The 23,711-nt window shown below is 42.4% G+C and carries 20 protein-coding genes and 1 other RNA gene; 6 read left to right on the top strand and 15 right to left on the bottom strand.

Features of this window, described 5'->3' with window-relative positions; all coding sequences use genetic code 11:
- Positions 1-10: 10 nt before the first annotated feature.
- From C727_RS18965 to C727_RS0104750, 6 genes are all read right to left on the bottom strand, one after another.
- Positions 11-931 (bottom strand): GGDEF domain-containing response regulator, encoded by a 921-nt coding sequence (locus C727_RS18965; protein WP_017444488.1) that lies wholly within the window; start codon positions 929-931, stop codon positions 11-13.
- Between the two features lie 233 nt (positions 932-1,164).
- Positions 1,165-1,464 carry a nitrate/nitrite transporter NrtS gene (gene nrtS, locus C727_RS17975; RefSeq protein ID WP_017444487.1) on the bottom strand — a complete coding sequence of 100 codons (300 nt, stop codon included), beginning with the start codon at positions 1,462-1,464 and terminating at the stop codon, positions 1,165-1,167.
- 42 nt (positions 1,465-1,506) lie between these two features.
- A complete protein-coding gene (locus C727_RS0104765) occupies positions 1,507-2,733 on the bottom strand; it encodes an FAD-dependent oxidoreductase (RefSeq protein WP_017444486.1) in 1,227 nt (408 codons plus the stop codon).
- Positions 2,730-3,941 (bottom strand): FAD-dependent monooxygenase, encoded by a 1,212-nt coding sequence (locus C727_RS0104760; RefSeq protein WP_017444485.1) that lies wholly within the window; start codon positions 3,939-3,941, stop codon positions 2,730-2,732. The genes C727_RS0104765 and C727_RS0104760 overlap by 4 nt, the downstream gene beginning before the upstream one ends.
- A 3-nt stretch (positions 3,942-3,944) precedes the next feature.
- Positions 3,945-5,264, bottom strand: coding sequence for a Xaa-Pro aminopeptidase (gene pepP / locus C727_RS0104755; protein ID WP_017444484.1), 1,320 nt, complete (start codon positions 5,262-5,264; stop codon positions 3,945-3,947).
- A gap of 23 nt (positions 5,265-5,287) precedes the next feature.
- The gene (locus C727_RS0104750; RefSeq protein WP_040459190.1) at positions 5,288-5,872 is read right to left on the bottom strand and encodes a UPF0149 family protein; all 585 of its coding nucleotides are present in this window, start codon (positions 5,870-5,872) and stop codon (positions 5,288-5,290) included.
- A gap of 149 nt (positions 5,873-6,021) precedes the next feature.
- On the opposite strand from C727_RS0104750, the gene ssrS reads away from it, so the two are divergent.
- Positions 6,022-6,203: non-coding RNA, 6S RNA (ssrS, locus tag C727_RS19295), on the top strand.
- A gap of 173 nt (positions 6,204-6,376) precedes the next feature.
- On the opposite strand, the gene recA is transcribed toward ssrS, so the two are convergent.
- The gene (recA, locus tag C727_RS0104745; protein ID WP_017444482.1) at positions 6,377-7,420 is read right to left on the bottom strand and encodes a recombinase RecA; all 1,044 of its coding nucleotides are present in this window, start codon (positions 7,418-7,420) and stop codon (positions 6,377-6,379) included.
- 60 nt (positions 7,421-7,480) lie between these two features.
- Positions 7,481-7,990 carry a CinA family protein gene (locus tag C727_RS0104740; RefSeq protein ID WP_017444481.1) on the bottom strand — a complete coding sequence of 170 codons (510 nt, stop codon included), beginning with the start codon at positions 7,988-7,990 and terminating at the stop codon, positions 7,481-7,483.
- Positions 7,991-8,025: 35 nt separating this feature from the next.
- Here C727_RS0104740 and mutS point away from each other — a divergent pair, with 35 nt between their 5' ends.
- Both mutS and folD read left to right on the top strand, forming a co-directional pair.
- Positions 8,026-10,608, top strand: coding sequence for a DNA mismatch repair protein MutS (mutS, locus tag C727_RS0104735; protein WP_017444480.1), 2,583 nt, complete (start codon positions 8,026-8,028; stop codon positions 10,606-10,608).
- A 63-nt stretch (positions 10,609-10,671) separates the two neighbouring features.
- Positions 10,672-11,535 carry a bifunctional methylenetetrahydrofolate dehydrogenase/methenyltetrahydrofolate cyclohydrolase FolD gene (folD, locus tag C727_RS0104730; RefSeq protein ID WP_017444479.1) on the top strand — a complete coding sequence of 288 codons (864 nt, stop codon included), beginning with the start codon at positions 10,672-10,674 and terminating at the stop codon, positions 11,533-11,535.
- 77 nt (positions 11,536-11,612) lie between these two features.
- On the opposite strand, the gene C727_RS0104725 is transcribed toward folD, so the two are convergent.
- Positions 11,613-12,344, bottom strand: a complete 732-nt coding sequence (locus C727_RS0104725) for a glutathione peroxidase (RefSeq protein ID WP_017444478.1) — start codon at positions 12,342-12,344, stop codon at positions 11,613-11,615.
- Between the two features lie 145 nt (positions 12,345-12,489).
- Between C727_RS0104725 and C727_RS0104720 the strand changes: the two genes are divergently transcribed.
- Both C727_RS0104720 and C727_RS0104715 read left to right on the top strand, forming a co-directional pair.
- Complete coding sequence (locus C727_RS0104720) at positions 12,490-13,449, top strand: glutathione S-transferase family protein (protein ID WP_017444477.1); 960 nt, start codon at positions 12,490-12,492, stop codon at positions 13,447-13,449.
- Positions 13,450-13,604: 155 nt separating this feature from the next.
- Positions 13,605-16,247 carry a DUF7133 domain-containing protein gene (locus tag C727_RS0104715; protein ID WP_017444476.1) on the top strand — a complete coding sequence of 881 codons (2,643 nt, stop codon included), beginning with the start codon at positions 13,605-13,607 and terminating at the stop codon, positions 16,245-16,247.
- A 22-nt stretch (positions 16,248-16,269) separates the two neighbouring features.
- On the opposite strand, the gene C727_RS0104710 is transcribed toward C727_RS0104715, so the two are convergent.
- Together C727_RS0104710 and C727_RS0104705 are read right to left on the bottom strand one after the other, a co-directional pair.
- Entirely contained in the window at positions 16,270-17,082 is an 813-nt protein-coding gene (locus C727_RS0104710; RefSeq protein ID WP_017444475.1) for an NAD(P)H-binding protein, read from the bottom strand.
- A 27-nt stretch (positions 17,083-17,109) separates the two neighbouring features.
- On the bottom strand, positions 17,110-17,394 hold the full coding sequence (locus tag C727_RS0104705) for a putative quinol monooxygenase (RefSeq protein WP_017444474.1): 285 nt from the start codon (positions 17,392-17,394) through the stop codon (positions 17,110-17,112).
- 80 nt (positions 17,395-17,474) lie between these two features.
- On the opposite strand from C727_RS0104705, the gene C727_RS0104700 reads away from it, so the two are divergent.
- Entirely contained in the window at positions 17,475-18,428 is a 954-nt protein-coding gene (locus C727_RS0104700; RefSeq protein WP_017444473.1) for a D-2-hydroxyacid dehydrogenase, read from the top strand.
- 39 nt (positions 18,429-18,467) lie between these two features.
- Here C727_RS0104700 and tpx read toward each other — a convergent pair whose 3' ends face one another.
- The 4 genes from tpx to C727_RS17965 form a co-directional block, all read right to left on the bottom strand.
- Complete coding sequence (gene tpx / locus C727_RS0104695; RefSeq protein ID WP_017444472.1) at positions 18,468-18,968, bottom strand: thiol peroxidase; 501 nt, start codon at positions 18,966-18,968, stop codon at positions 18,468-18,470.
- Positions 18,969-18,980: 12 nt separating this feature from the next.
- Entirely contained in the window at positions 18,981-20,912 is a 1,932-nt protein-coding gene (gene mdoH, locus C727_RS0104690) for a glucans biosynthesis glucosyltransferase MdoH (protein ID WP_017444471.1), read from the bottom strand.
- Positions 20,881-22,464, bottom strand: a complete 1,584-nt coding sequence (locus tag C727_RS17970; RefSeq protein ID WP_017444470.1) for an OpgD/OpgG family glucan biosynthesis protein — start codon at positions 22,462-22,464, stop codon at positions 20,881-20,883. Before C727_RS17970 ends, mdoH begins: the two co-directional genes overlap by 32 nt.
- A gap of 151 nt (positions 22,465-22,615) precedes the next feature.
- Entirely contained in the window at positions 22,616-23,422 is an 807-nt protein-coding gene (locus C727_RS17965) for a DUF6174 domain-containing protein (RefSeq protein WP_017444469.1), read from the bottom strand.
- Between the last annotated feature and the right edge of the window lie 289 nt (positions 23,423-23,711).

Raw genomic sequence — 23,711 nt, 5'->3', positions numbered from 1 at the left:
TCAGAACTTATTAATCGATTTTTGTTTGCTCTAAAACAAAACAATTACGGCCTTGATTTTTTGCCGCTTGCAATGAAGTATGAGCAAATTTAAGCATCCGAAAGACATCTGTCGATTGCCCTGTATTTGATCTCAAACACGCCCCAACACTTACACTAACACTTCGATTACCTGTTTCATCAACAGGTAACTCTAATAAGCGCACACTTTTTAATAATTGAGACAATACACTTTCGGCTTCGCTTTCATCACAACAAGCCATAATAATTGCAAAGGTTGCGTCATACAAGCGCACAAGATGACCGTTAAACATCATCAAGCGACCTGCCAATGCATGGGCGACTAAACGCAATACCCGGTCGCCAGCATGCCGCCCCTGGAGTTTGTTGTATCGGGCAAGATCATCAATATCCACTACCGCAAGCAGCAACTTTTCGTCATTTGCACATTTATGCTGAATTTTATTAAATAACTCTTCAATTTGGGCATAATTTGGAATACCGGTTAATGCATCTAGGTGGGTAAGTTTTTCAAACATTCGACGCTGCGAAATGTTTTTCAAATTTACATTTACTCTAGCTTTTAAGATAGAGGCATGAAAAGGTTTTTTAATATAGTCAACCGCACCGCTTAAGAGCGCTTTTTCTTCGGCTTCGTAGCTGTCACTGGCCGAAACAACAATAAGTGGGATATGCTGAGTACGCTCCTCGCTTTTTAATGCATTAATGAGCTCATAACCACTCAAATCAGGCAGTAAAATATCCAAAATAACAATATCTGGTTGCTGCTGACAAGCTTTCTGCATAGCCTCTTGCCCAGTAGAAGCCAATATCACCTGCCCTAATTCTGCTAAAAGCAAAGTTAAAATCTGGCGGTTCGATTTGTCATCATCGACCACTAAAATTTTATATTCAACTGATAAATTATACATCTTAGTTAGTATCCTAATGCCATTATAAGATTAACGTCCATGCCCATTCTTAAAGCCAGCTTTTACATCATAGCCCAATGACAAAATGCATGTGTATTATTATAGACAAAAAATAAAAAAACGATTAACTTTTACTAATTTGCAAAGGCAATAGTTTAATAAGCGAATTAATTTATAACAGACTAATTAAGGGTACTTCATCACAAACGCCAACATTCGCTGGCGCTTGCCCATTATTGTGAAGGCTTTTGGTGTTTTTGTTGCCATTGTGCCTGCATATGGGCACAACGTAAACTGCCAGTGGCGCCTGCGTAGGTCGCAACACAATAAGGCACCAAATAAGTGAAAAAAAATTTAAACCAGTTCACCTCAGCTGGCATGGATAATAATACACTGCCTTGGTTGAGTGAATTTAATAAAGTCCCCACCACGGCTGCTGTTAATAAGGCGTTTTTAATTTGTCGAGGGCAAAATGCAAATTGCCAAAAAGTTCGTTTAACTGGCTCAGTATCATCAATTGAAAGTAAAGCCATTGCACGCTCCGCTAGTTAAAGATTAAAAGCTATAAGTTAAGCCTATAATCTTTTATCTGGCCAGCTCTGACACAAACTTGGTCCTGTATCAGTCGGTCCCAAGGCTCGACGAATAAACGCCCTTTGCAGTGGTTTTAAATGAGCGACTGTGTTTAGTGCCAAGCTACGAAGCATTTTCAGCGGTGGCACAGTCATCGAAAAACCCTCTTTAAATGCCTGCATAACAGCCAGGTTTTCAATTGCTTCTGCTTGCCGGCCTCGCATCTGCTGCCTGATTTTAACAAGCTCTCTGTCACCAAGCTGTGACATTACGTCTGGTAACGAATCAAGCAAATAAAATACGTCTAATAAGCCGAGATTTGCCCCTTGTCCTGCTAATGGATGAATGGTGTGCGCCGCATCACCAACGAGTACGCAGCGGTTATGCACAAAAGATTTAGCATAATGCCCTTTCAGTGGAAAACTGACTCGTTCAGAAGCTAATTCAACATAGCCTAATACACCGTCAAAAGTCGCTGTTAAATGTTTGGCAAACGCGCGATTCGATAGCTGCATTACCTGCTGGGCCTTGCTTTTATCTAACGACCAGACAATAGAACAGCGATGAGTGTCGGCTAATGGTAAAAACGCCAGTGGACCCTCTGGGGTAAATATTTGCCGCGCTATTTGCTGATGCGGTAAATCAGTTGTTACTTCAGCAACAATTGCATCTTGGGCATAATCAGTATGCCAACAAGGTATGTTAAGCATGGAGCGGAGCGCAGAATGACGACCGTCGGCGGCTAGTAATAACAAACCTTGCATTATTTTTCCATCACTGACTTGCAGCCAAACACTTTGATCATCCGTTTCAACTTTAACCGCATTCGCTGTCACAAACTCGCACAAAGGTTCATCTTGTAATTGTTGGTAGACACTTTTTGCCAAATCCAAATTATTTACAATAGCACCTAGCTGCTCGTATTCTGTTTCTTTAGCGGAAAATGCCAGCTGTCCTGTGCTATTTTGATCCCATACCTGCATGTTTTGAAAAATACCGACGTTGGCAGAAATTAATGGCCATACGTTAAGGTTTGCATAGGCATTGATTGATGCTTGATTTAGGGCAACCACTCTTAACTTTGCGGCTTTAGCATGACTGTCATTTTTAAACTGAGCCAACTGCTCCCCCACTAGCGCAACTTTGTAACCTTTTCTGCATGCAGCCAGTGCAGCAGTTAAACCCACTAACCCAGCTCCTACGATGATAAGTTGATATTTATTAATCATTTTGTTCTGTAGCCCATGGCAAAGTGAGTCATCGCCTGTTTAAGAGGTGGTGCAATTTGCAAACCACAGAGTCCGATATTTCTAAGCAGTCTCAGTGGTTGGTAATTATTTGAAAAACATCGTACTAAAAATTCAGTCGCTTGACGCGTAACTAAAATATCCTGCTGACGCCTCTGATGATAGGCGACCACATCTGCAGCTCGCCAAGTCAAACGATTGACGGATTTACTATTATCTAGAAGCTGACAAGCGGCCAGTATATCACGGACAGCTAAATTAAAACCTTGCCCAGCAACCGGATGTAAGGTGTGGCAAGCATTGGCTAAAAACAGTGTACGCTGACAGTAAGCCTGTGGCATCCAATAGCTGTTAAGAGGATAAGTCGCCCCTAAACGTATGGTACGAATGCGGCCAGCTCGATAACCAAGCACTGTGTGTAACGAGTTTATTTGTGCAGCCGCAGACTTTTGTTTAAAGGTAGCTAATTGGGCTGGCGGTAAACACCAGACCAGAGCGAACTGATCCGGTTGTTTTAATGGCAACAAAGCCAGTGGACCAGTCTCACAAAAACGCTCATACGCTCGCCCCGAAAAAGGGTTATCAGAGACTGTGATAATTGCTGTTAAAGCCGATTGATCAAAACCTTCAGTTTGCACAGGTAATTGAGCTAACTGACGAACCTGACTATGGCTGCCATCACAAGCAAGTAAATAATCACAACTTATACGCCCCGACTTATTTAGTGTTAATTCAACCTCTTGCTCATCAGCTGTATAGTCGATGAGCTCATCAGGACTATACCAAGTGATGGACTGACTCAGAGCTGACTCGCTAAGGGTTTGTAAAAACAGTGTTTGCAAATCTGCTGCTGTCACCACATAACCGTATGGCCCTTCTCGTTTATTGCTGTTTAAAAAACTACTAGCTGCACTGCCAGCTTCGCTCACTTCAATGTCTAATATGGGTTCGCTAATTAACGACAACTTTGCATGATCCACCCAGTTTAACAAACTCTGATAGGTACTTTTTGATAATGCAATTGCGCGGCTATCGGCACCATTCCCAGCTTGAGGTGTCAGCACATCTTGTTTATCCAGCACAGCTAACTTTAGCCCGCGGCTGGTAAATTGTTTCAATAAAGCGAGTACGCTGCAAGTGCCTGCGAGCCCAGCCCCAACAATCACGGCGTGATAGTGATTTTTCTGCATAACTTAGCTGCTTTTCATCCATTGCTCGATTGCGGTGATGGTTTTGGGGACCGCCGCGGTCAAAACCCGATGGCCATCGTCTGTGATAACAATATTATCTTCGATACGTACACCAATCCCCTTCCAGCAATCGTCAACATCTGCTTGTTCGCTAATGTATAAACCAGGTTCAACCGTCAAAACCATTCCTGGCGCTAATAAACGTGCTTCTCCATTTTGCTGGTAATTACCAACATCATGCACATCTAAACCTAACCAGTGTCCTAACCCATGCATAAAAAATTGACGATAAGCTGGCGGCTGGCCGTCGCGCTCCTGAATAATATCTTCTAAAGAACCCGACAGTATTCCCAGCTCCAATAAACCTTGGCTTAATACCCGAATACAAATATCCTGCGCGTCTGTTAGTTTTTTTCCTGGACCAAGTGCAGCAAGTGCCGCTGTCTGTGCATCTAATACTAGCTGGTAAACTTTTTTTTGCGCTTCGCTAAAACAGCCGTTCACTGGAAAAGTTCGGGTAATGTCTGCTGCATACCCCTGGTACTCACAGCCAGCATCAATTAACACCAAGTCACCATCATTTAGGATCTGGTTATTCTCTGTATAGTGCAAAATGCAGGCATTCGCCCCACCAGCCACAATACTGGCGTAAGCTTCAAAGCGAGCCCCTTGCATTGCAAATTCATGTTTCAGCTCGGCTTCTAGCTGATATTCATAACACCCAGGCTGTACAAACTTCATTGCTCTTTTATGGGCATCTACGCTGATATCGGCTGCTTTTTGCATCACTGAGATTTCTGCGGCTGATTTAAACAAGCGCATTTCATGCAGCATGGGGCATAGGTCTATCCACTGACTTGGCACCTGAGCGTGTTTCCCTGTTTGCCGCTGAACCTTTAATAGCGCTTGCAGCTTATCGGTAAGTGCCTCATTTGCATGTGACCAATATAAAGTATCACAGCCTTTATTCAGACCAGCGAACTCAGTTGCAAACGCCTCGATAGGATAAGCTTGTGTTACCGCTAACTGGTCAACCGCAGCGTCTGGTCCTAATCGCCGGCCTTGCCAGATTTCCGCCAGCGCATCTTTAGTGCGGCAAAATAATACACTTTGCTGCGACTGGCCAAGGTTCACTAGCACTAAAATGGCTTCAGGTTCGTTAAAACCTGTTAAATAATAAAAGTCGCTGTCTTGGCGAAACGGATATTCAGTATCTCTGCTGCGTTTAGCTTCATCGGCAGCTGCAACGACCGCTAGGCTATTCGGTAACATCTGCGCAAAAACAGCTTCACGTCGAGCAACATACTCTTGTAGCGTGATCATTTTAGTTTCCATCTGATATTTAATTAGTGCAACGTCGGCTTAGCTGGCCCACCAGCTTGCTGGCTGTTGTGGTCCCCTAATTCGGCAAAACACATTAGGGTTGTCATACGGATATATTCCGACACTTCTTCAAAAGCGATCAAATTTTCTTCTGTCTCTTCCATTTCAGTATCCATCTGACTGATAGAAATCAAATCTTGATAAGCTTCTCTTACTTCTTTATCAACGGCAGAAAATTGTTCACCAACCACCGCCCCAAATGCAGAAATAAACGCTGCCAGCCATTCTAATAAAATTTGTGCTTTTTCATTTAATGGAACGTCCTCGGAAGTAGGCAGATAGATTTGAAATGAAAAATCAGGTTCCATTAATTGCTGATAAGTCACTTGGTAAATTTCTCTAAATTTTTCAGCCACTCGATCATCAACTTCAGCATCTTGTAAAACAAATTCGCTAATAAATTTTCGCCACTTAGCTTGTTGATATGGCATACCTGCGCATAAACAGCCACAGATAACACCGTGAATTTCGGCAGCGGTGCAAGTTAGATCGTTTTGATGCAGAAAAAAATCAAATGTATCGTAATCGGGAAGTTGGGCATCGGCCATTTTGACACCTATAATATTAAAAAACTCTGTGTATGTTATCATTGCAAACGAAAGGCCACCAGTCACAAGCGAATCTAGTCTGCTAGCGCTTGCAATTCGTTTTTGACATGTTAAAGTGCGCGCCTCGCTATACAGCATTATCTTAATTATGTTCCCTGAGGTGTTGGCTATTTGGGTTATGTCCCTGAGCCGATACTTTTTTATCAGGATCACATCTTGTCTGCTATTGAGCAAGCTCGGCATGTACCGAGAAGCCTACGGCAGACGGTTGTTTTCCGCCTTGAACTTTACGGTTCAAGGGCTAGACCCGAAGCGGCATTTCGGGGAACGCCCTCTCCAATCCTATAGATTAAGCTTTCACGGTAAGCAGGTGTACACCTGCCAGTAGATTTACACAACTTATTTTTCTTCGAGCTCAGTTAAATAAAACTAAAAATGCTTCATAATAAAAAACCGCCACACGGCGGTTTTTTATTAGGTTATAAATCGTTTACGCGCTGTAATTTATTCAACCTGATCCTGTTCATTAGCAACATCTTCCACTACTTGTTCTTTTTTCGTTTTAAGTAACAAGCGGTCACGTAAGATACCCTCAATTTCATCTGCCATTGCTGTGTTTTCTAATAAAAATTTAATACAGTTGGATTTACCTTGACCGATGCGATTACCTTGGTAACTGTACCAGGCACCTGATTTGTCAATTAAACCTTCTTTTACACCAAGGTCTAATAACTCACCCTGCTTAGAGATCCCTTGGCCATATAAAATTTGGAATTCAGCTTGTCTAAATGGTGGTGCAACTTTGTTTTTAACCACTTTTACACGCGTCTCGCTACCTGTCACTTCGTCACCGTCTTTAATGGCACCGGTGCGGCGAATATCCAAACGAACAGATGAGTAGAATTTTAACGCATTACCCCCTGTTGTGGTTTCTGGGTTACCAAACATCACACCAATTTTCATACGAATTTGGTTGATAAAAATACATAAAGTATTCGACTTTTTGATATTTGCTGTTAATTTTCGCAGTGCCTGTGACATTAAACGGGCTTGCAAACCAACATGTGAATCCCCCATATCCCCTTCGATTTCAGCTTTTGGTGTTAACGCAGCAACCGAGTCAACAATAATGACATCAACGGCCGCTGAACGAACCAGCATGTCGGCTATTTCTAACGCTTGTTCACCTGTATCCGGCTGTGAAACCAATAATTCATCAATGTTAACACCCAGTTTTTCAGCATATAAGGGGTCAAGGGCGTGCTCTGCATCAATAAATGCACAGGTTTTACCTGCTTTTTGCGCTTCGGCAATGGTTTCTAATGTTAAGGTTGTTTTACCTGAAGATTCAGGGCCAAAAATTTCGACCACTCGACCACAAGGCAGACCACCAATTCCTAACGCTATGTCTAAGCTCAGTGAGCCAGTAGAAATACTTTCAATATCTAGCGCCTGATTATCACCTAGTTTCATAATAGAGCCTTTACCAAACTGGCGCTCTATTTGCCCAAGTGCCGCACTCAGGGCTTTTTGTTTATTATCACTCATGGCTCACTCCATCATTTAAATCGTTCAATTCTGCTAAGTATACTGGTTAACCATACAGTATCAAGTTTTATTTGCTGTATAATTTTTTAATAAATGATGCGCTCTATTCAACGCATATTCAATTGCATTGGATCTAACTTGGCTGCGATTCCCGCTAAAAACTTCAGCAGATAAGCTCAACTGTTCTCCTTGCCACAACCAAGCAAAATGCACTAACCCAACAGGTTTGTCAGCCGTTGCTCCACCCGGCCCAGCAATTCCGCTGGTCACTAGCGCAAGGTCACAGTGGCTTAATTGATACAATCCCATAGCCATTTCACTCACTGTTTGCTCACTCACCGCACCATATTTTTGCAAAGTTGCTGCATTAACTTGCAAACGATCTTGTTTTGCCTGATTGCTGTAGGTCACAACGGATTGTTTAAAATAAGCTGAACTACCGGCGATTTCGGTGAGAGCATAAGCAATCCCACCACCGGTGCATGATTCTGCAGTTGCAATTGATAGCCCATATTGCGTTAAAATAGCGCCACATTGTGTTGAGCCGTTTAAAATCGATTGGCTTAACATGTTTAAAATTCTCCTTTCGGCCAAATAGAACCTTTATGCATACAGATATTTATTCAGAACAGTCGCTGAGTCAACACACCCCAATGATGCGCCAGTATTTAACAATAAAATCCGAATACAAAGATATTTTAGTATTTTACCGGATGGGTGACTTTTATGAGCTCTTTTTTGATGATGCTAAGAAGGCGGCTGAACTGATAGATATTTCGTTAACCCATAGAGGAAAAACAGCAGGTACCCCAATTCCAATGGCTGGCGTGCCTTACCACGCAGTCGACAATTATTTAGCGCGTTTAGTCGAATTGGGTGAATCGGTTGCCATTTGTGAGCAAATTGGCGATCCAGCGACTAGCAAGGGTCCGGTTGAACGAAAAGTAGTGCGGGTATTAACTCCAGCAACCATTACCGAAGAATCTTTATTAGAAGGTCGCCGAGATAACTTATTAATGGCCGTTGTTGAAACGGGTAAAGCACAGTTTGGTATTGCCAGTTTAGATATAACATCTGGTCGTTTTGCAGTTGGGCAATTAGCTTCTCGTGAGCAATTGCAAGCCATTTTACAGCAGTGGCAGCCAGCCGAGCTTTTATATCCGGATACTTTTGCTCAACTTGATTTAATTGAAAGCATTAAAGGGCTTAAAAGGCGTCCGGAATGGGATTTTGCAAGCGATACCGCAGCGCGTCAACTTTGTCGTCAATTTAAAACGCGGGATCTAACAGGTTTTGGAATTGAGCAAAATCACGCCGGCGTAGGGGCAGCTGGCGCTATATTACAATATATCAAGGATACTCAAAAATCAGCTATCCCGCATTTACGTGGTCTGCAAGTCATACGGTTAGATGACAAAGTTTATCTGGATGCGATTAGCTTACGCAATTTAGAGATCATACAAAGTTTATCAGGTGCTAAAGGTCAATCGCTATTTGATATCCTAGATCAAACAGCCACACCAATGGCAGCCCGCCTATTACAGCGCTGGTTGGTGCAGCCAATTAGAGATAGGCAAATATTAGAACAGCGGCTTGATGTGATAGAAAGCTTATTAGAGGCAGATATTTATCAAGAATTACGTCAAAATTTTCAACAAGTAGGCGATATTGAACGCATAGTCACGAGAATTGCCCTTGGCAGTGCTCGGCCACGTGATTTTTCGCGCTTGCGCTCGGCGCTTGGCTGTCTACCCAGCATCAAAGACAGCTTAGCTTTTACCCAAAACCCAATATTAATTCGCTACCAAGACACAATTAATACCTTTCCCAAACTCTATCAGCTATTGACTCAGGCAATCGTTGACAACCCACCCGTTGTCGTTAGAGACGGGGGGGTGCTAGCTGAAGGCTACAACGAAGAATTAGACGAATTAAGGCGGTTGAGTTCGGGTGCCCAAGAAACGCTTCAGCAAATTGAACAGCGCGAACGTGAACGCACTGGACTGAATACTTTGAAAGTAAGCTATAACAAGGTTCATGGTTTTTATATAGAAATTAGCCGAGCGCAAGCACAAAATGCACCCGTTGAATATACTCGAAGACAAACTTTAAAAAATGCAGAGCGTTTTATTACGCCAGAGCTAAAAGCTCTAGAAGATAAAGTACTAACAGCCCAAAGCAAAGCATTAGCACTGGAAAAACAACTTTACGAACAACTCTTTTGTTTTTTTGAGCCTCATATTAGCGAGCTGCAAGAATTAACCGACTTAGTCGCGCAGCTGGATGTATTAAATAACTTGGCACAAATTGCCCTCATCCATAATTATGTTCGCCCCGAATATAGCCAGAGTCGCGGCATTGAAATTACCGAAGGCCGCCACCCTGTTGTTGAGCAATTAAGCAGTGAACCTTTTATTGCAAACCCACTTAGCTGCACAGAGGAGCGGCGCTTACAGATTATTACCGGCCCGAATATGGGCGGTAAATCAACTTACATGCGCCAGGCTGCCTTAATTTGCATTATGGCTTATATTGGCAGTTATGTACCAGCTGCCACTGCGGTTATTGGTCCTATTGATAGAATTTTTACGCGAATCGGTGCGTCAGACGATCTGGCTAGTGGCCGCTCTACTTTTATGGTTGAAATGACTGAAACGGCAAATATTTTAAATAATGCCAGTGCCGATAGTCTAATTTTAATGGATGAAATTGGCCGTGGCACTAGCACTTATGATGGTTTATCGTTAGCTTGGGCGGTGGCAGTTGAGTTAGCCAAATCGGTAAAAGCTTACACTTTGTTTGCAACTCATTATTTTGAAATGACGCAACTCGCAGACGACTACCCAGCCGTAATAAACCTACATTTAGATGCAGTTGAAGAAGGCGATCACATTACGTTTATGCACTCAGTCAAAGAAGGCAGCGCCAATCGCTCGTTCGGCCTTCAAGTCGCTAAGTTGGCTGGGGTATCACAAAATGTGATTCATCTGGCTAAACAAAAACTGCATCAATTAGAAAATAACAAAACCTTAAGCAAAGAACCAGATACCGCAGCTCAAGGCGAATTAAACCCAATGCCACAGCCAGAGCATCCAATAGTCAATCATATAAAAAATTGTGACCCAGATAATATGACAGCCAAACAAGCACTCGACTTTTTATATTTGCTGAAACAACAAGCTGAATAAAAAATAAAATCGTGTACCATATACCCATTTTCGGCCAACGCCTGATATAGAGAAGACAGATACATGACAGCGCAAATTATTGATGGAAAAAGCATTGCTCAATCGGTAAAACAACAAGTAAAAATTGCAGTGGACAAACGGCTCGCCGAAGGCAAACGAGCGCCCGGACTCGCTGTAGTATTAGTGGGAGCCGATCCGGCCTCACAAGTTTATGTCAACAACAAACGTCGCTCTTGTGAGCAAGTCGGCTTTGTATCAAAATCATTTGACCTACCAGCAACGACCAGTCAGCAAGAATTACTCGCTCAGGTTGATGCTCTAAACGAAGATCCAGAGATAGATGGTATTTTAGTACAGCTGCCGTTACCAGCAGGGTTAGATGCGACATCTATTATTGAACGCATCGCGCCTGAAAAAGACGTTGATGGTTTTCATCCATACAATATCGGTCGACTTGCGCAGCGTATTCCTTATCTGCGCCCTTGCACACCTTTTGGCATTATAACCTTGCTCGAGAGCACTGGAATAGATATCACAGGCGCGGAAGCCGTTGTGGTTGGTGCGTCCAATATTGTCGGTCGCCCAATGTCCCTAGAGTTATTATTAGCTGGCTGCACCACAACTGTCACTCACAGATTTACGAAAGATTTAGAAAATCACGTACGACGCGCAGATATTTTAGTAGTGGCTGTTGGTAAAGCGAGTTTTATTCCGGGTGAGTGGATCAAACCTGGGGCCATTGTGATTGATGTTGGTATTAATCGGCAGCAAGATGGCACCTTAGTCGGTGATGTAGAATTTAATAAAGCCGCAGAACGAGCTGGCTTTATTACTCCTGTGCCGGGCGGTGTTGGCCCTATGACAGTTGCTAAGTTAATTGAGAATACTTTGCTGGCGTGCGAAAAACGAGAAGCTGCGGCCTGCTAACATTATCAGGCGTGAAAGCCGACCCCAGTTCAAAAAGCCGGTTAGACCAGCCGGCTTTTTATCTTTACTCATTGACTTTATTTAGCAAAATAAGCTTCTAAATCGTCACTACCGCCAATGTGCTGACCATCAATAAAAACTTGTGGAACAGTGTCGCGGCCAGAAACGGCTTTTAAGCTGGTTAAACCAATGCTGTCACCGAGCAAAATTTCTTCATACTGATAGCCATTGTCAGACAATAACTTTTTCGCTTTCGCACAGAAAGGACATCCTGGTTTAGTGAACAAGCTAACAGACTTAGGAACGGCTAAATCCGGTGCGATATATTTCAGCATTGTATCGGCGTCAGACACTTCAAACGGGTCGCCTTCAACTTCTGGTTCAATAAACATTTTATCAATAACGCCGTCTTTAACTAACATTGCATAACGCCAGCTACGTTTACCAAAACCTAAATCTGCTTTGTCAACTAACATGCCCATTTTATCAGTAAACTCGCCATTGCCGTCAGGGATCAAAGTGACTTTATCGGCTTCCTGGTCGGCTGCCCAAGCATTCATTACAAAAGTATCATTAACAGATACACATAAAATTTCGTCAACACCCTGTTGCTTAAACACATCCGCTAACTGGTTATAGCGAGGCAAGTGAGTCGATGAACAAGTTGGCGTAAAAGCGCCTGGTAATGAAAAAACAATGACCGTACGATTATTAAAAATATCATCTGACTTTACGTGCTTAAAACCTTCTTCAGCTTTAACAACAAACTCAACACTTGGAACTCTAGAACCTTCTTTATTGACTAACATCTTATTCTCCTGATTTAAGTAAACTATCTGCGTTGAACACAGTATTAGTATTGAGCTAAATGATGATAATTTAAAGTCAGTAAAAGTATTTTGTTTAATCGAAAATACCGATTAGGAATTTTTCAACAGGAATTAAGGTGATAGTATGGGCTTGTTAATAGATGGGCAATGGCATGACCAATGGTATGATACCAAAAGCCACGGTGGTAAATTTGTTCGTTCAGAATCTCAATTTAGAAAAACAATTAGTACCAGTCACAGTGATCAATTTTCTGCCGAGTCTGGCCGTTATCATTTATATGTGTCACTTGCTTGTCCATGGGCACACAGGGCCTTGATCATGCGTCAGCTTAAATCACTTGAGTCTCATATCAGCGTCTCTGTAGTCAACCCTAAAATGTTAGCTCAAGGTTGGAGCTTCGAGCACTATCCAGGCGCGACTGGTGATAAGCTTTACCAATTAGATTATTTACATCAGCTTTATACCAAAACCAATCCTGAGATCACCACTCGAGTGACTGTGCCTGTTTTATGGGATAAAAAAGAACAGACCATTGTAAACAATGAGTCGAGTGAAATTATGCGGATTTTTAATTCCGCCTTTAATCATATCACCAATAACCAAGAGGATTTTTATCCGACCGAGCTACGCCATAACATAGACCAAATTAATGATTTTGTTTACCATAAAATTAATAATGGCGTTTATAAAGCGGGTTTTGCAACTACTCAAACCGCCTATTTAGATGCAGTGACTGAACTTTTTAATGCGCTAGATAATATTGAATTAAGACTGTCGGAAAGCCGTTATCTTGTTGATGACAGGCTCACAGAAGCCGATTGGCGATTATTTACAACCTTGATTCGATTTGATGCTGTATATGTCAATCATTTTAAATGTAATCTAAAACGCATTGCCGATTACCCTAATCTGCAAAATTATTTACGTGAGTTATATCAATACAAGGATATTCGTGAAACTGTTAATTTTGACCACATAAAATGCCACTATTATTACAGTCACAAACAGATCAATCCCACTCAAATCATTCCGGCAGGCCCAGTATTAAATCTAAACCACCCCCATAACCGTGATTTAATTTAGGTTAAAACGCTCAATTTTTTAAATTGAGCGTTATTATCGTATCTATTGTTAAAAAACCCCATCAAACATTGTTAACTTTATTCAATTAACATAAAATCAAACTAACATCTGTTTATTAAACGCTTCATATATATCATAGTCACTGAGAAACAATAATGAAAAAAATCGTTTTTACCATTAGTTTAGTGCTGGCCATTTCTGCACAGATTGGCTGCCAGAACCAGCAGATAACAGATTCTGGCAGCGCTCAAACACATACGGGTGGGCATAGTGCTGCCTATCATCAAAAACACGAGCGTGGCCCTATTAAGGGTTTAACACCACAAGACTCTTTAGCCACAATGCAACTTCAAGATGGCTATATCATGGAGCTAGTCGCCCACGAACCTATGGTTGAAGAACCTGTACTCGCAACCTTCGACGGCAATGGCCGTATGTACGTCGCTGAAATGTTAACCTACATGCAAGATTTAGATGGCAAAGGGCAGATGCAAGCCACTAGCCGGATCAAGCGACTGATTGATAGCGACAACGACGGCACCATGGATAAGTATACTATTTTTGCCGATGGACTCCTGCTACCCAGAATGATATTGCCATTAGAAGATGGACGAATTTTAGTTCGCGAAACCAATACCTTCGATATTTTATTGCTGGAGGATACTGATGGTGATGGGGTAGCTGACAAAAAATCAATCGCTTTTAAAGGTGGCAAAAGAGGCGGCAACTTGGAACACCAACCCAGTGGGTTAATTTGGGGAATCGATAACTGGATATACGTCACCTATACAAACCGTAGATATAAAATTCAGGGCGACAAAGTGATAGCCGAAAACATGCGTTTTGGTGGCGGCCAATGGGGTCTAGGTCAGGATGCAGAGGGGCGTTTATATTATTCAGCCGCGGGCGCAGAGGAGCCTGTATTTAGCTTTCAATTTCCAACCGTTTATGGCGGTATTCCAGTCAAAGGCGAAACAACTGACGGCTTTAATGAAATCTTCCCAATTGAGCATATTCCAGATGTGCAAGGTGGTTTGCCTAGATTAAGAGACGACAATACTTTAGATAGGTTCACAGGTATCGCAGGCCAGAGCATTTACCTCGGTGATAAACTACCTGAACTATATGGCAACTATATTGCTCCCGAGCCAGTTGGTCACCTGATCCGCCGCGCTGAAATCACTCGCCATGATGGGTATTCAGTGATCAGCCACCCTTATCAATCTCAGAAAAAAGAGTTTATTGCCTCAACCGACAGTGCTTTTCGCCCAGTCTGGAGTGAAACAGGCCCTGATGGCACCCTTTATTTAGTTGATATGTACCGTGGTATTATTCAAGAAGGAAACTGGACCAAACCCGGATCATATCTACGCCAAATTATAGAAAAATTTGGTTTAGATGACATCACAGGACGGGGGCGTATTTATCGTGTTACCAAACCCGGTGTTGAACGCGGAGAACAACCTAGGTTGTATCAAAAGTCACCTGCAGAGTTAGTTAGCTACTTATCCCACCCAAATCAATGGTGGCGGTTAAATGCACAAAAACTTATGGTATTAGCCGGCGATCACAGCATAGTGCCAGATTTAAAAACCATGGCTCGTACGCATAACGAACCGCTCGCTCGCCTACATGCCCTGTGGACATTAGAAGGCCTTGGCATCATTGATCAATCGTTATTGGAGCAAGCTTTTAATGATGCCAGTTCAGTTGTTCGGGTTGCTGCAGTGCGTATTTCAGAACAACTGGTCAATAACAATAATCAGCAAATGATAGATCATTGGCTCAAATTATTGCCAAAGGCAGATGTAGAACTTGCCCAACAGATCTTATTGTCAGCGTTTTATGTTGCGGCCGATGAAAATAAAAGAGCTCAAATTCGAACCAAAGTACTGGCCCGATATGCTAACAAAAAAGGCGTCAAAGCCATAGATACGGCAATGCAGTATCAAATTAAAGAGCAGCAAGCCAAAGCCAAACTGGCGCAAGGCAACAAAGCTTTGGCCGAGGCCCTTGAGCGCGGCCAACAGCATTTTAATTCTCTTTGTGCCAACTGCCACGGAAAAGATGGTTTAGGTACCCCGGCAGGAAACAGCTTGCTGGCCCCCTCATTTAAAAACAACCCCAGGGTACAGGGAAATCTAGCTTTGCTGGGGCGTATTGCTTTAGATGGTTTAACGGGTCCAATTGAAGGTGAAAATTATGCTGGTGTTATCATGGCGTCATTGGCCAGCAATGATGACCTGTGGCTTGCAGACGTGCTGACCTATATTAGAAATAACTTTGGCAATCAAGCCAGCATGGTCACGGCCGAGCAAATTGCTGAATTGCGTAAAAACGACCAACGTAGAAGCCCTTGGACTTTGCCTGAATTAGAGCAAAAATATGGCCACAAACTGACGAATAAAGCTCAGTGGCAATTCAGCGCCAGCCATAATCCAACAGGTTTTAAAAATCTAGTCGACGGCAAAACAGGTTGGGGTAAATGGGATAGTGGCGAACTGCAAAAAATTGGCATGTGGCTACAAATCAAATTGCCACAAAAATACTACATAAGCCAAGTTGAAATGGATTGCCGAAAATGGAATTGGCGTTGCGCACGCTCATTTGACATTGAGTTTTCGGATGATGGAAAAACCTGGGAAAGAGTGGCTCAAGACATATCACCAAGTCCACGCCGAGTTAATCAAACTTTGGGTAAAACGGCTCAATACATTCGTTTTGTATTAACCAATGGTAGCCCTAAACAGACCTGGTCTATCACCGAAATAGATTTATACGGTAGCCCAGTACAATAACCACAAGCGTTAGTGGCAGTTGTTATTCTGCTGCTAACGCCGCAATTGCATCAGCAAAAATAAAAGAGTAACCAAGCCCAGCTAACTTTGCCGTTGAAATACACTTCCCCACTGCCCCGTCAACTAACGGAGGCAATTCAGTTGTAACATCAGAACGGGCAATCGCAGCCTGGTAAAAATCAACCTTAGTCACTGGGATTTGGCTGCTAATATTAATACACTGGTTTTTAATCTCTTGTTGTAATAAAAAATAAATAGCAGCGACAGCTTCCTTTTGGTGCAACATATTAGCGATCGCCCGTTTATTTAACTGACTCATGCGCTTAACAAAACGCGCGGGATCTCTCTGGCCGCCAAATAACCCAGTTAAACGGCAAATAAGATAATCGCCTTGTCGTGCAGCAACTAAAGATTCTGCAGCCAACAATAAACGCGCTTTTTCATTATGTGGGAAAGCAGCTTCCTCATCCATCCACTTATCCTGTTCAGGGTAAACCCCGCTTGATGAAGTCAATAATACTTTTGCCACCTTTTTTTTATCAGCGACCGCCAGCAAGCTTTTGATAATTGTTAAATAAGCTTCTCCTTTGCCATGACGAATGCCGGGTGGCAAAGTGATGATCAAACAGTCGGTTTGCATTAGTTCGGCAAATACTGGCGCGGTAAAGTCAGTATCCGCCTGCAGTGATAACTGCTCGCAGGCTAAGCCCTGTTGAATTAAACCTCGTCGTTTAGTTTCATCTCGAGTGGTGGTTTTTATTTGATGCCCCGCTTTATGTAGCTGCAAAGCAAGCGGATGACCTAACCAACCGGCACCAATTATTGTAAAGATCAAAGTAGACGTCCTTTAATTTAAGTTAGGTTAACAAACAAACCAGGTTCTTATTTGTTTGCGTATCACCCACTGATTCGTTTGTTTAGTAAAACATAAATAATGTGGACTGTCTAAATGACACTGAAAATCTGCTTCACTGTCAAAACGAGAGTACAAAAAAAATAGCTTAGGGTTTTGTCGGCATTGGCTGACTTCAAACTGATGGCAGCCAGCTTGCTCTTTTAATGTCGCTTCCGCTTGCTCTAAAATGGCATCCATAAACTGCAGCAAAGCGGCCGGATCAACTGTAAATTCAATCGTAGAAACAAACATAAACACATCCTGTTTTATTGTTATATTATGCATATGTTAGACTCAAAAGTGACATTCGACTAACAGATGAGTAAATTTTTATGCATATTAGCTTTTTAGATGCCGACACCTTGGGTGAACTCGACTATCAACTTATTAACAAAACTGCAACTTCTATTGACCGCTATTCGTCTGATGAGTTCCGTCAAAATCCAGCTGCTGCACTAGAAAATGCGAATGTAGTGATCACCAATAAAGTGGTTATCGGTGAAGCTGAGCTGGCGCTCGCTAAGCAACTTAAATTAGTCTGTGTGGCAGCAACTGGCTATAACAACGTTGATTTGCAAGCGTGTCAAAAAGCAGGTGTGAAAGTCTGCAATGTCAAAGGCTACTCAACCGATAGTGTCGCACAACATGTATTTGCGTTGTTATTAAACTGGGCGAGCAGAATTAGCGATTATAATCGCACCAGCTTTAACGGTGAGTGGGTCCGCAGCCGGAATTTTTCTTTGCTTAATTATGCAACTTTTGAGCTAGCGGGCAAAACCTTAGGCATTATCGGTTATGGCGATACAGGCCAAGCAACTGCAAACATTGGCCGAGCTTTTGGCATGCAAGTGCTAATCGCAGAGCGACAAGGTGAAAATGAACTTCGTGCTGGCCGGACACCTTTTTGGCAAGTGGTTGAACAGGCCGACATACTTTCTCTGCACTGCCCACTCACAGAGCAAAATATGCATATGGTGAACCGAGCATTTTTAGAGCGTATGCAAGCAGACGCTATTTTAGTGAATGTCGCCCGTGGTGGTTTAATTAACGAACATGATTTATGCCAAGCACTACAAGATAACCTAATTCAAGCCGCTTTATTGGATGGTTTGTCAGTTGAGCCACCACCAAGAGAACACCCTCTTTTACAAAAAAGACTTGATAATTTATCCATAACCCCGCACACCGCTTGGGCAACTTTAGAAGCGCGTCAGCGATTGTTAAATCAAATCGCTAACAACATCAGTGACTTTCTAGCTGGCAATTATGACAATATGCTGGTTTAAAAAATCAATAGGCCACCCAAATTTGGTGGCCTATTGATGTTAGTTTTTAAGAGCTGCCAAAGCCGCTTGATAATCTGGCTCATCTGCCGTCTCTGCAACCTGCTCAGTATATAAAACCTCACCGTTCTCATTGGCGACAATAACACATCGAGAATACAGGCCCTTTAATGGGCCTGTATTAAAGGTTAACCCATAATCATCACCAAATGATGACCGAAATCCTGATAAAACCGCTACATTTTTGATGCCTTCAGCACCACAAAATCGGTTTTGGGCAAAAGGCAAATCAGCCGAAATACAAAGAACTCGGGTATCCTCTAGCTCAGTTGCTTGTTCGTTAAAGGTGCGAACAGACATAGCACAGGTGCCAGTATCCACCGATGGAAAAACGTTTAACACAATTTTTTTGCCTTTAAATTCAGCTAAATTTGCTTCGCTTAAATCCCCTTTAACAAGCGTGAACTCGGGCAATTTGCTTCCTACTTTGGGGAGTTCACCCTGAGTTTGAATTGGCTGACCTTTTAATGTCACAGTTGCCATACGATTTACTCCTTATTGAATTAAAATTTGGTTAAAGTTTTGCTGTGGCATTTTACAATGCCGTTCGGCAGGCAATTGGAATGCTTGATCGACTGTTTGTTCATCCTGCTGACGCAAAATTTGCAAATGTTTCGCAACCGCCTCTATCACAGGTACCTGTTTATATTCAGCAGGGATCATAAACAGGCCCGCTTTTTTAAATAACAGCCCTAACGTTAAACTGCTCGAATAGCGTAAGATTGGTGCCGCCAAGACTAAACCTAATAAAACCGGCAACATCCACCAGAAAAAAACAGGTGCAAAATACCAAGCGACTGCGCCCCAACATACAGCGACTAAAGTCGCCCATCGAGTATAAATAAACGCCTCACGCCAATTTAGCATGCGCCCTTCTCGACTTTGTGAATTCCAGCTAACTTTTTTACCGGCAAATACACAGACGACAAAGTACGCATGAAAGACCATCATGATGGGTGCAATTAAAATCGCAAATACGGTTTCAACCATGGCACTTAATAATAATCTTATCGTGCCCCCAAAAGCTTGGCGATGATACAAGAGGGCAATAATGATCCCCATCAGCTTAGGCAACAGCAGCAGACTCGCAGTGAAATATAATAAAGCGTATATCAACTCGGTTTTGGCAATTTTCCAGCTCGGAAACAGCTGGTAGGCACTGATAAAAAAGTCATTACTGGTAAGAGAACGCCCAACCGCATCAACCGTTGAAAGTGCCAACATGAGAAGCCATACCAATGAAGTAATGTAAGCCAAGGCGCCTAATAAAAAATGAACTTTACTCATCCAAAAAAAACCTTTTTTAGGCAAAAGGGCTAAATGTTGGATGTTACCTTGTACCCAGCGACGGTCGCGCACTGCATAATCTAACATATTACTAGGAACTTCTTCATAACTCCCTTCTAGTTCGGCAAATAAAAGCACTTGCCAACCAGCTCGACGTAAACAGGCAGCTTCAACAAAATCATGGCTTAAAATATCGCCACTGAAAGGCCCTTTGCCTGTTAATGGTGGCAACCCGCAATAATCAATAAATGCGCGGGTACGGATAATCGCATTGTGACCCCAATAATTTGCTGCATCACCTTGCCAAAATGCCAGCCCAGTGGCTAACATTGGACTATATAAAGACGCAGCAAACTGTAAAAAACGGGCAAAAAATGTGTCCTGACGGACAGGTATCGGCACTGTTTGAATCAAACCTGCTTCTGGATTGTGGTGCATGGCATATGTTAGCCGCAAAATACATTTGCCAGTCATTATACTATCTGCGTCCAATACCAACATATGGGCATAATCTTGTCCCCACCGGCAGCAAAAGTCTTCAAGATTACCCACCTTACGGCCGACATTATTTTCCCGCCGACGGTAAAATACTTTTTTGGCTAACGAGGCACCTAACCTATGTTTAAATTTTTGCCACTCAACTTTTTCTCGTTCAGCCAATTCAGGATCTTGAGTATCACTTAATAAAAAGAAATCAAAACCTGCCAATTTACCGGTTTGTTCAAGGGAGCGAAAGCATGCTTCAAACCCCGCCATTACACGCTCAGTATCCTCGTTATAGACAGGCATTACGATCGCGGTTTTAGCTTGTTTCAGACGCCCTTCAGAAACCGCTGCTGTTGCTTTAAACTGTTTCAATGTTAATGGGTCTCGCCGCAATAATTGAATCATAAATCCCAGAGCACCACTCCAAAAGGCCACTGAAATCCATGCAAAAGTGATTGCAAACAACACCAACAAACTCAATTCTAAAATACTGGTCCCGTTGGCCTGTAAAATATCAAACATGAGCCAAATACCCGTCAACATGGTGGCTACGACGAGCACTAAAAATACTGTGCGGCGCAGCCAGAGTACTGGGATCTTAACCTGCTGACGCGCAGAGGTTCTATTCTTCAAAGTCGCTTGCATACCAGACATAATTCCATACCTCTGTAATTGCTTTATTCCGTAAGTGTAAAGACAAACGCATATCTGCTGGCAGTTCTTCATCGGGTGTTAACTTAAACGCAGCGCGCCAGCCAGCGTCACCCGGTAATGCTTTAACTTGTAGATCTTTATAACTGCCATTACTCAGCGTTAGCTTGGCTTGAATTGGTAATTGTTTAGGCAAATCAGCTAATGCCCCACCATTAAAATCAACGATAAATTGGCGTTCACTTTGTGGCGGCGGATTATCCATGCCTGGTAAGGCCGCCCAACCTATGCGTGTGCGAGTGACTTGACCAAGCGTTTGTTGAGACAATGCACCTGCGACTGTCGTTAGACGATAATTAAAAGAAAAACTATCACCTTTATTAAGTGGCGTTTCCGGCACCCAATAAGCGACTATATTATCGTTTGTTTCACTCTCGGTAGGAATTTCAACCAGCTCAACATGCCCTTTTCCCCAGTTTTCAGTCGGCTCAACCCAAAGCCCAGGACGCTCGCCATAATGGGCTTCGGCGTCCAAATAATGACCGAACTCGGTATCCCGCTGCAATAAACCAAAACCTTTAGGGTTTTCGTATTGCAAGGCGTTTACCCGTAACCCATTCGGATTGGTGAGCGGCCGCCAAGTCCATTCCCCCTGCTCAGACAGAACCAATAAACCATCAGAGTCATGTACCTCAGGTCTAAAGTCATCTACCTTGTGCGCTTGGTTTTCACCATGTAAAAACATACTGGTTAACGGTGCTACACCCAATTTGTTAATATCCTCGCGGGCAAACAATTGGCTTTTTACTTGAACCTCGGTAGTGACACCGGGTTGCAAAATAAAATGATAAGCTCCACTGATTGAGGGGCTATCTAACAAAGCGTAAATTTCCAATTCATTGCTTTGCTCGTCTGGTTCTAACAACCAAAACTCAGTAAATGTTGGAAATTCTTCGCCGCTGGCCTCTGCGGTATCAATCGCTAGGCCCCGTGCCGATAAACCATACTGTTGGCCTGGCCCCACCAGACGAAAATAAGAAGCCCCCTGAAAAACAATCACTTCATCTTTATAGGTTGGATTGTTTAACGGAAAATGCACACGAAATCCGGCATGCCCTAACTGAATTTGATCACCGGCTTGTTTCAACGCATCACCAGCACCTGCTGCAGGTCCATCGTATTGGTAACTGGCAGGATCAAAAGGTACTGTAAAGCGCTCACCACGGCCATTAATACGAACGATTTTAACGGGTTGATCATATAAAAAGCCTGGATGGAAAAATTGCACTTCAAACGGTTTTTGACCAGCCCACAATGCAGTGTCCGCTTTAAAACGGATTGCTCGATAGGCTGAATAGTCAAGATCATTTAGCACAGCCTGCTCTATTTTAGAGACCGCCTGATAAGGTTGAGCGGCTAAATTTTTTGCCCGTGCACTTAGTACATCAAACAAATTCTCCGGCGGCGTTTTAACCGACATTTGTGCAGCAGCAATCGCTTGACCAGAGACTAATAATAACCAAAACAAACAAACGTAAATCAATTTAACTTGCATAGTGGTTTCCTTTTATTCCTTTCCTTGCTTGACCTGTGTAAATTGGGTGAGTTCGGTAGTTGTTTGAATTTTGAGACCTAGCCCACACAAGTTCATTTAATACGTAACTTATGTGGGTTTGGATTAATGATGAGGCGATTTAAAACTAACGTTAATTAAGCGGGGTAAATTCAGATATTTGTATGTAAGGGGCATCACAGGCAGAGGTACCACTATCATAATAAACACTTTGAATGACCCCTAGCTCACTGTAATGAGGTAACTTCTGCACTTCTTGCACACTTTTCCCCGCGGCAAAAGGAGACATCCAAAAAGATAGCTTAATTTCGTTTAACAACTCCTCCATTGTATAAAAATCGTCGATATCATTTAATATACTATTATCAGCCAAGTCCATTACTTCGGTGATTTGGCCATTTTCAACTTGCACACGAAAGTGACCATTTTTAGAGTTCTCAGAACAGTCCTGATATGCCGTTTGTATTTTATAATGATAGTCATTGATTTGCGCCTGCTGCCAAATATCTAAATTCGCTTTAATATCATGCATTAGATAATATTTTCGCTGGTCCGAGATCACTTGATATTCACACAAATTATTTAAACTCGCTTGTGGTAATTTACTCAAGCGTTCAAAACCGAGCGCTTTTGCAGCGGCCAAATCTTCTGTGTGTATCGTGTAAATATTAATACTGCCAGTTTCGGAGCCACAGGATTGAGGATAAGAAAATCCATCAGTTCCTTTTTGACTGCAATGCATCGTAATATTTTGCTCGGCCAATTCCAACGCATGGCTGCGAATAGAAATGCCAGAGTCTGGTTGACAGGATAATTGCTGATCGTCTTTATAAATACGTAAATGATGAGGATCGACGCCAACATGATAGTCAATATCATCATCACAAGCGGTAATTAATATAGATGCTGTGAGCACAAATGCTGTTTGTTTTAAGTTCATAATAACCTCCCAAAATAAGCTCGATTTAATCTTAGATCAGCAAGATCAATAAACTGTTAAACTTTGTTATCTGTACATTTTATTACAAAAAATAAAAAATAACGCTTTTTTTTAACATAGGTGGCAATTCATGATCATTTTTAACCTTCATAAAACTGAAATATTTATTCTGTTCCCCCTTGACAAAAAAAAATTTCAAACTGATTAAAAATTAAGCTTTTCAGCCTGCCAAAAAATCCGTAAACTAGCCCGCCTTTTTCAGGTGATGCACTTTTAACCAGTTGACTAA

Source organism: Gayadomonas joobiniege G7 (genome assembly GCF_000300815.1).
Taxonomy (GTDB): Bacteria; Pseudomonadota; Gammaproteobacteria; order Enterobacterales; family Alteromonadaceae; genus Catenovulum; species Catenovulum joobiniege.
Note: the sequence above shows the minus strand (reverse complement) of the source record. Positions and strands in the feature narration are given on the sequence as shown.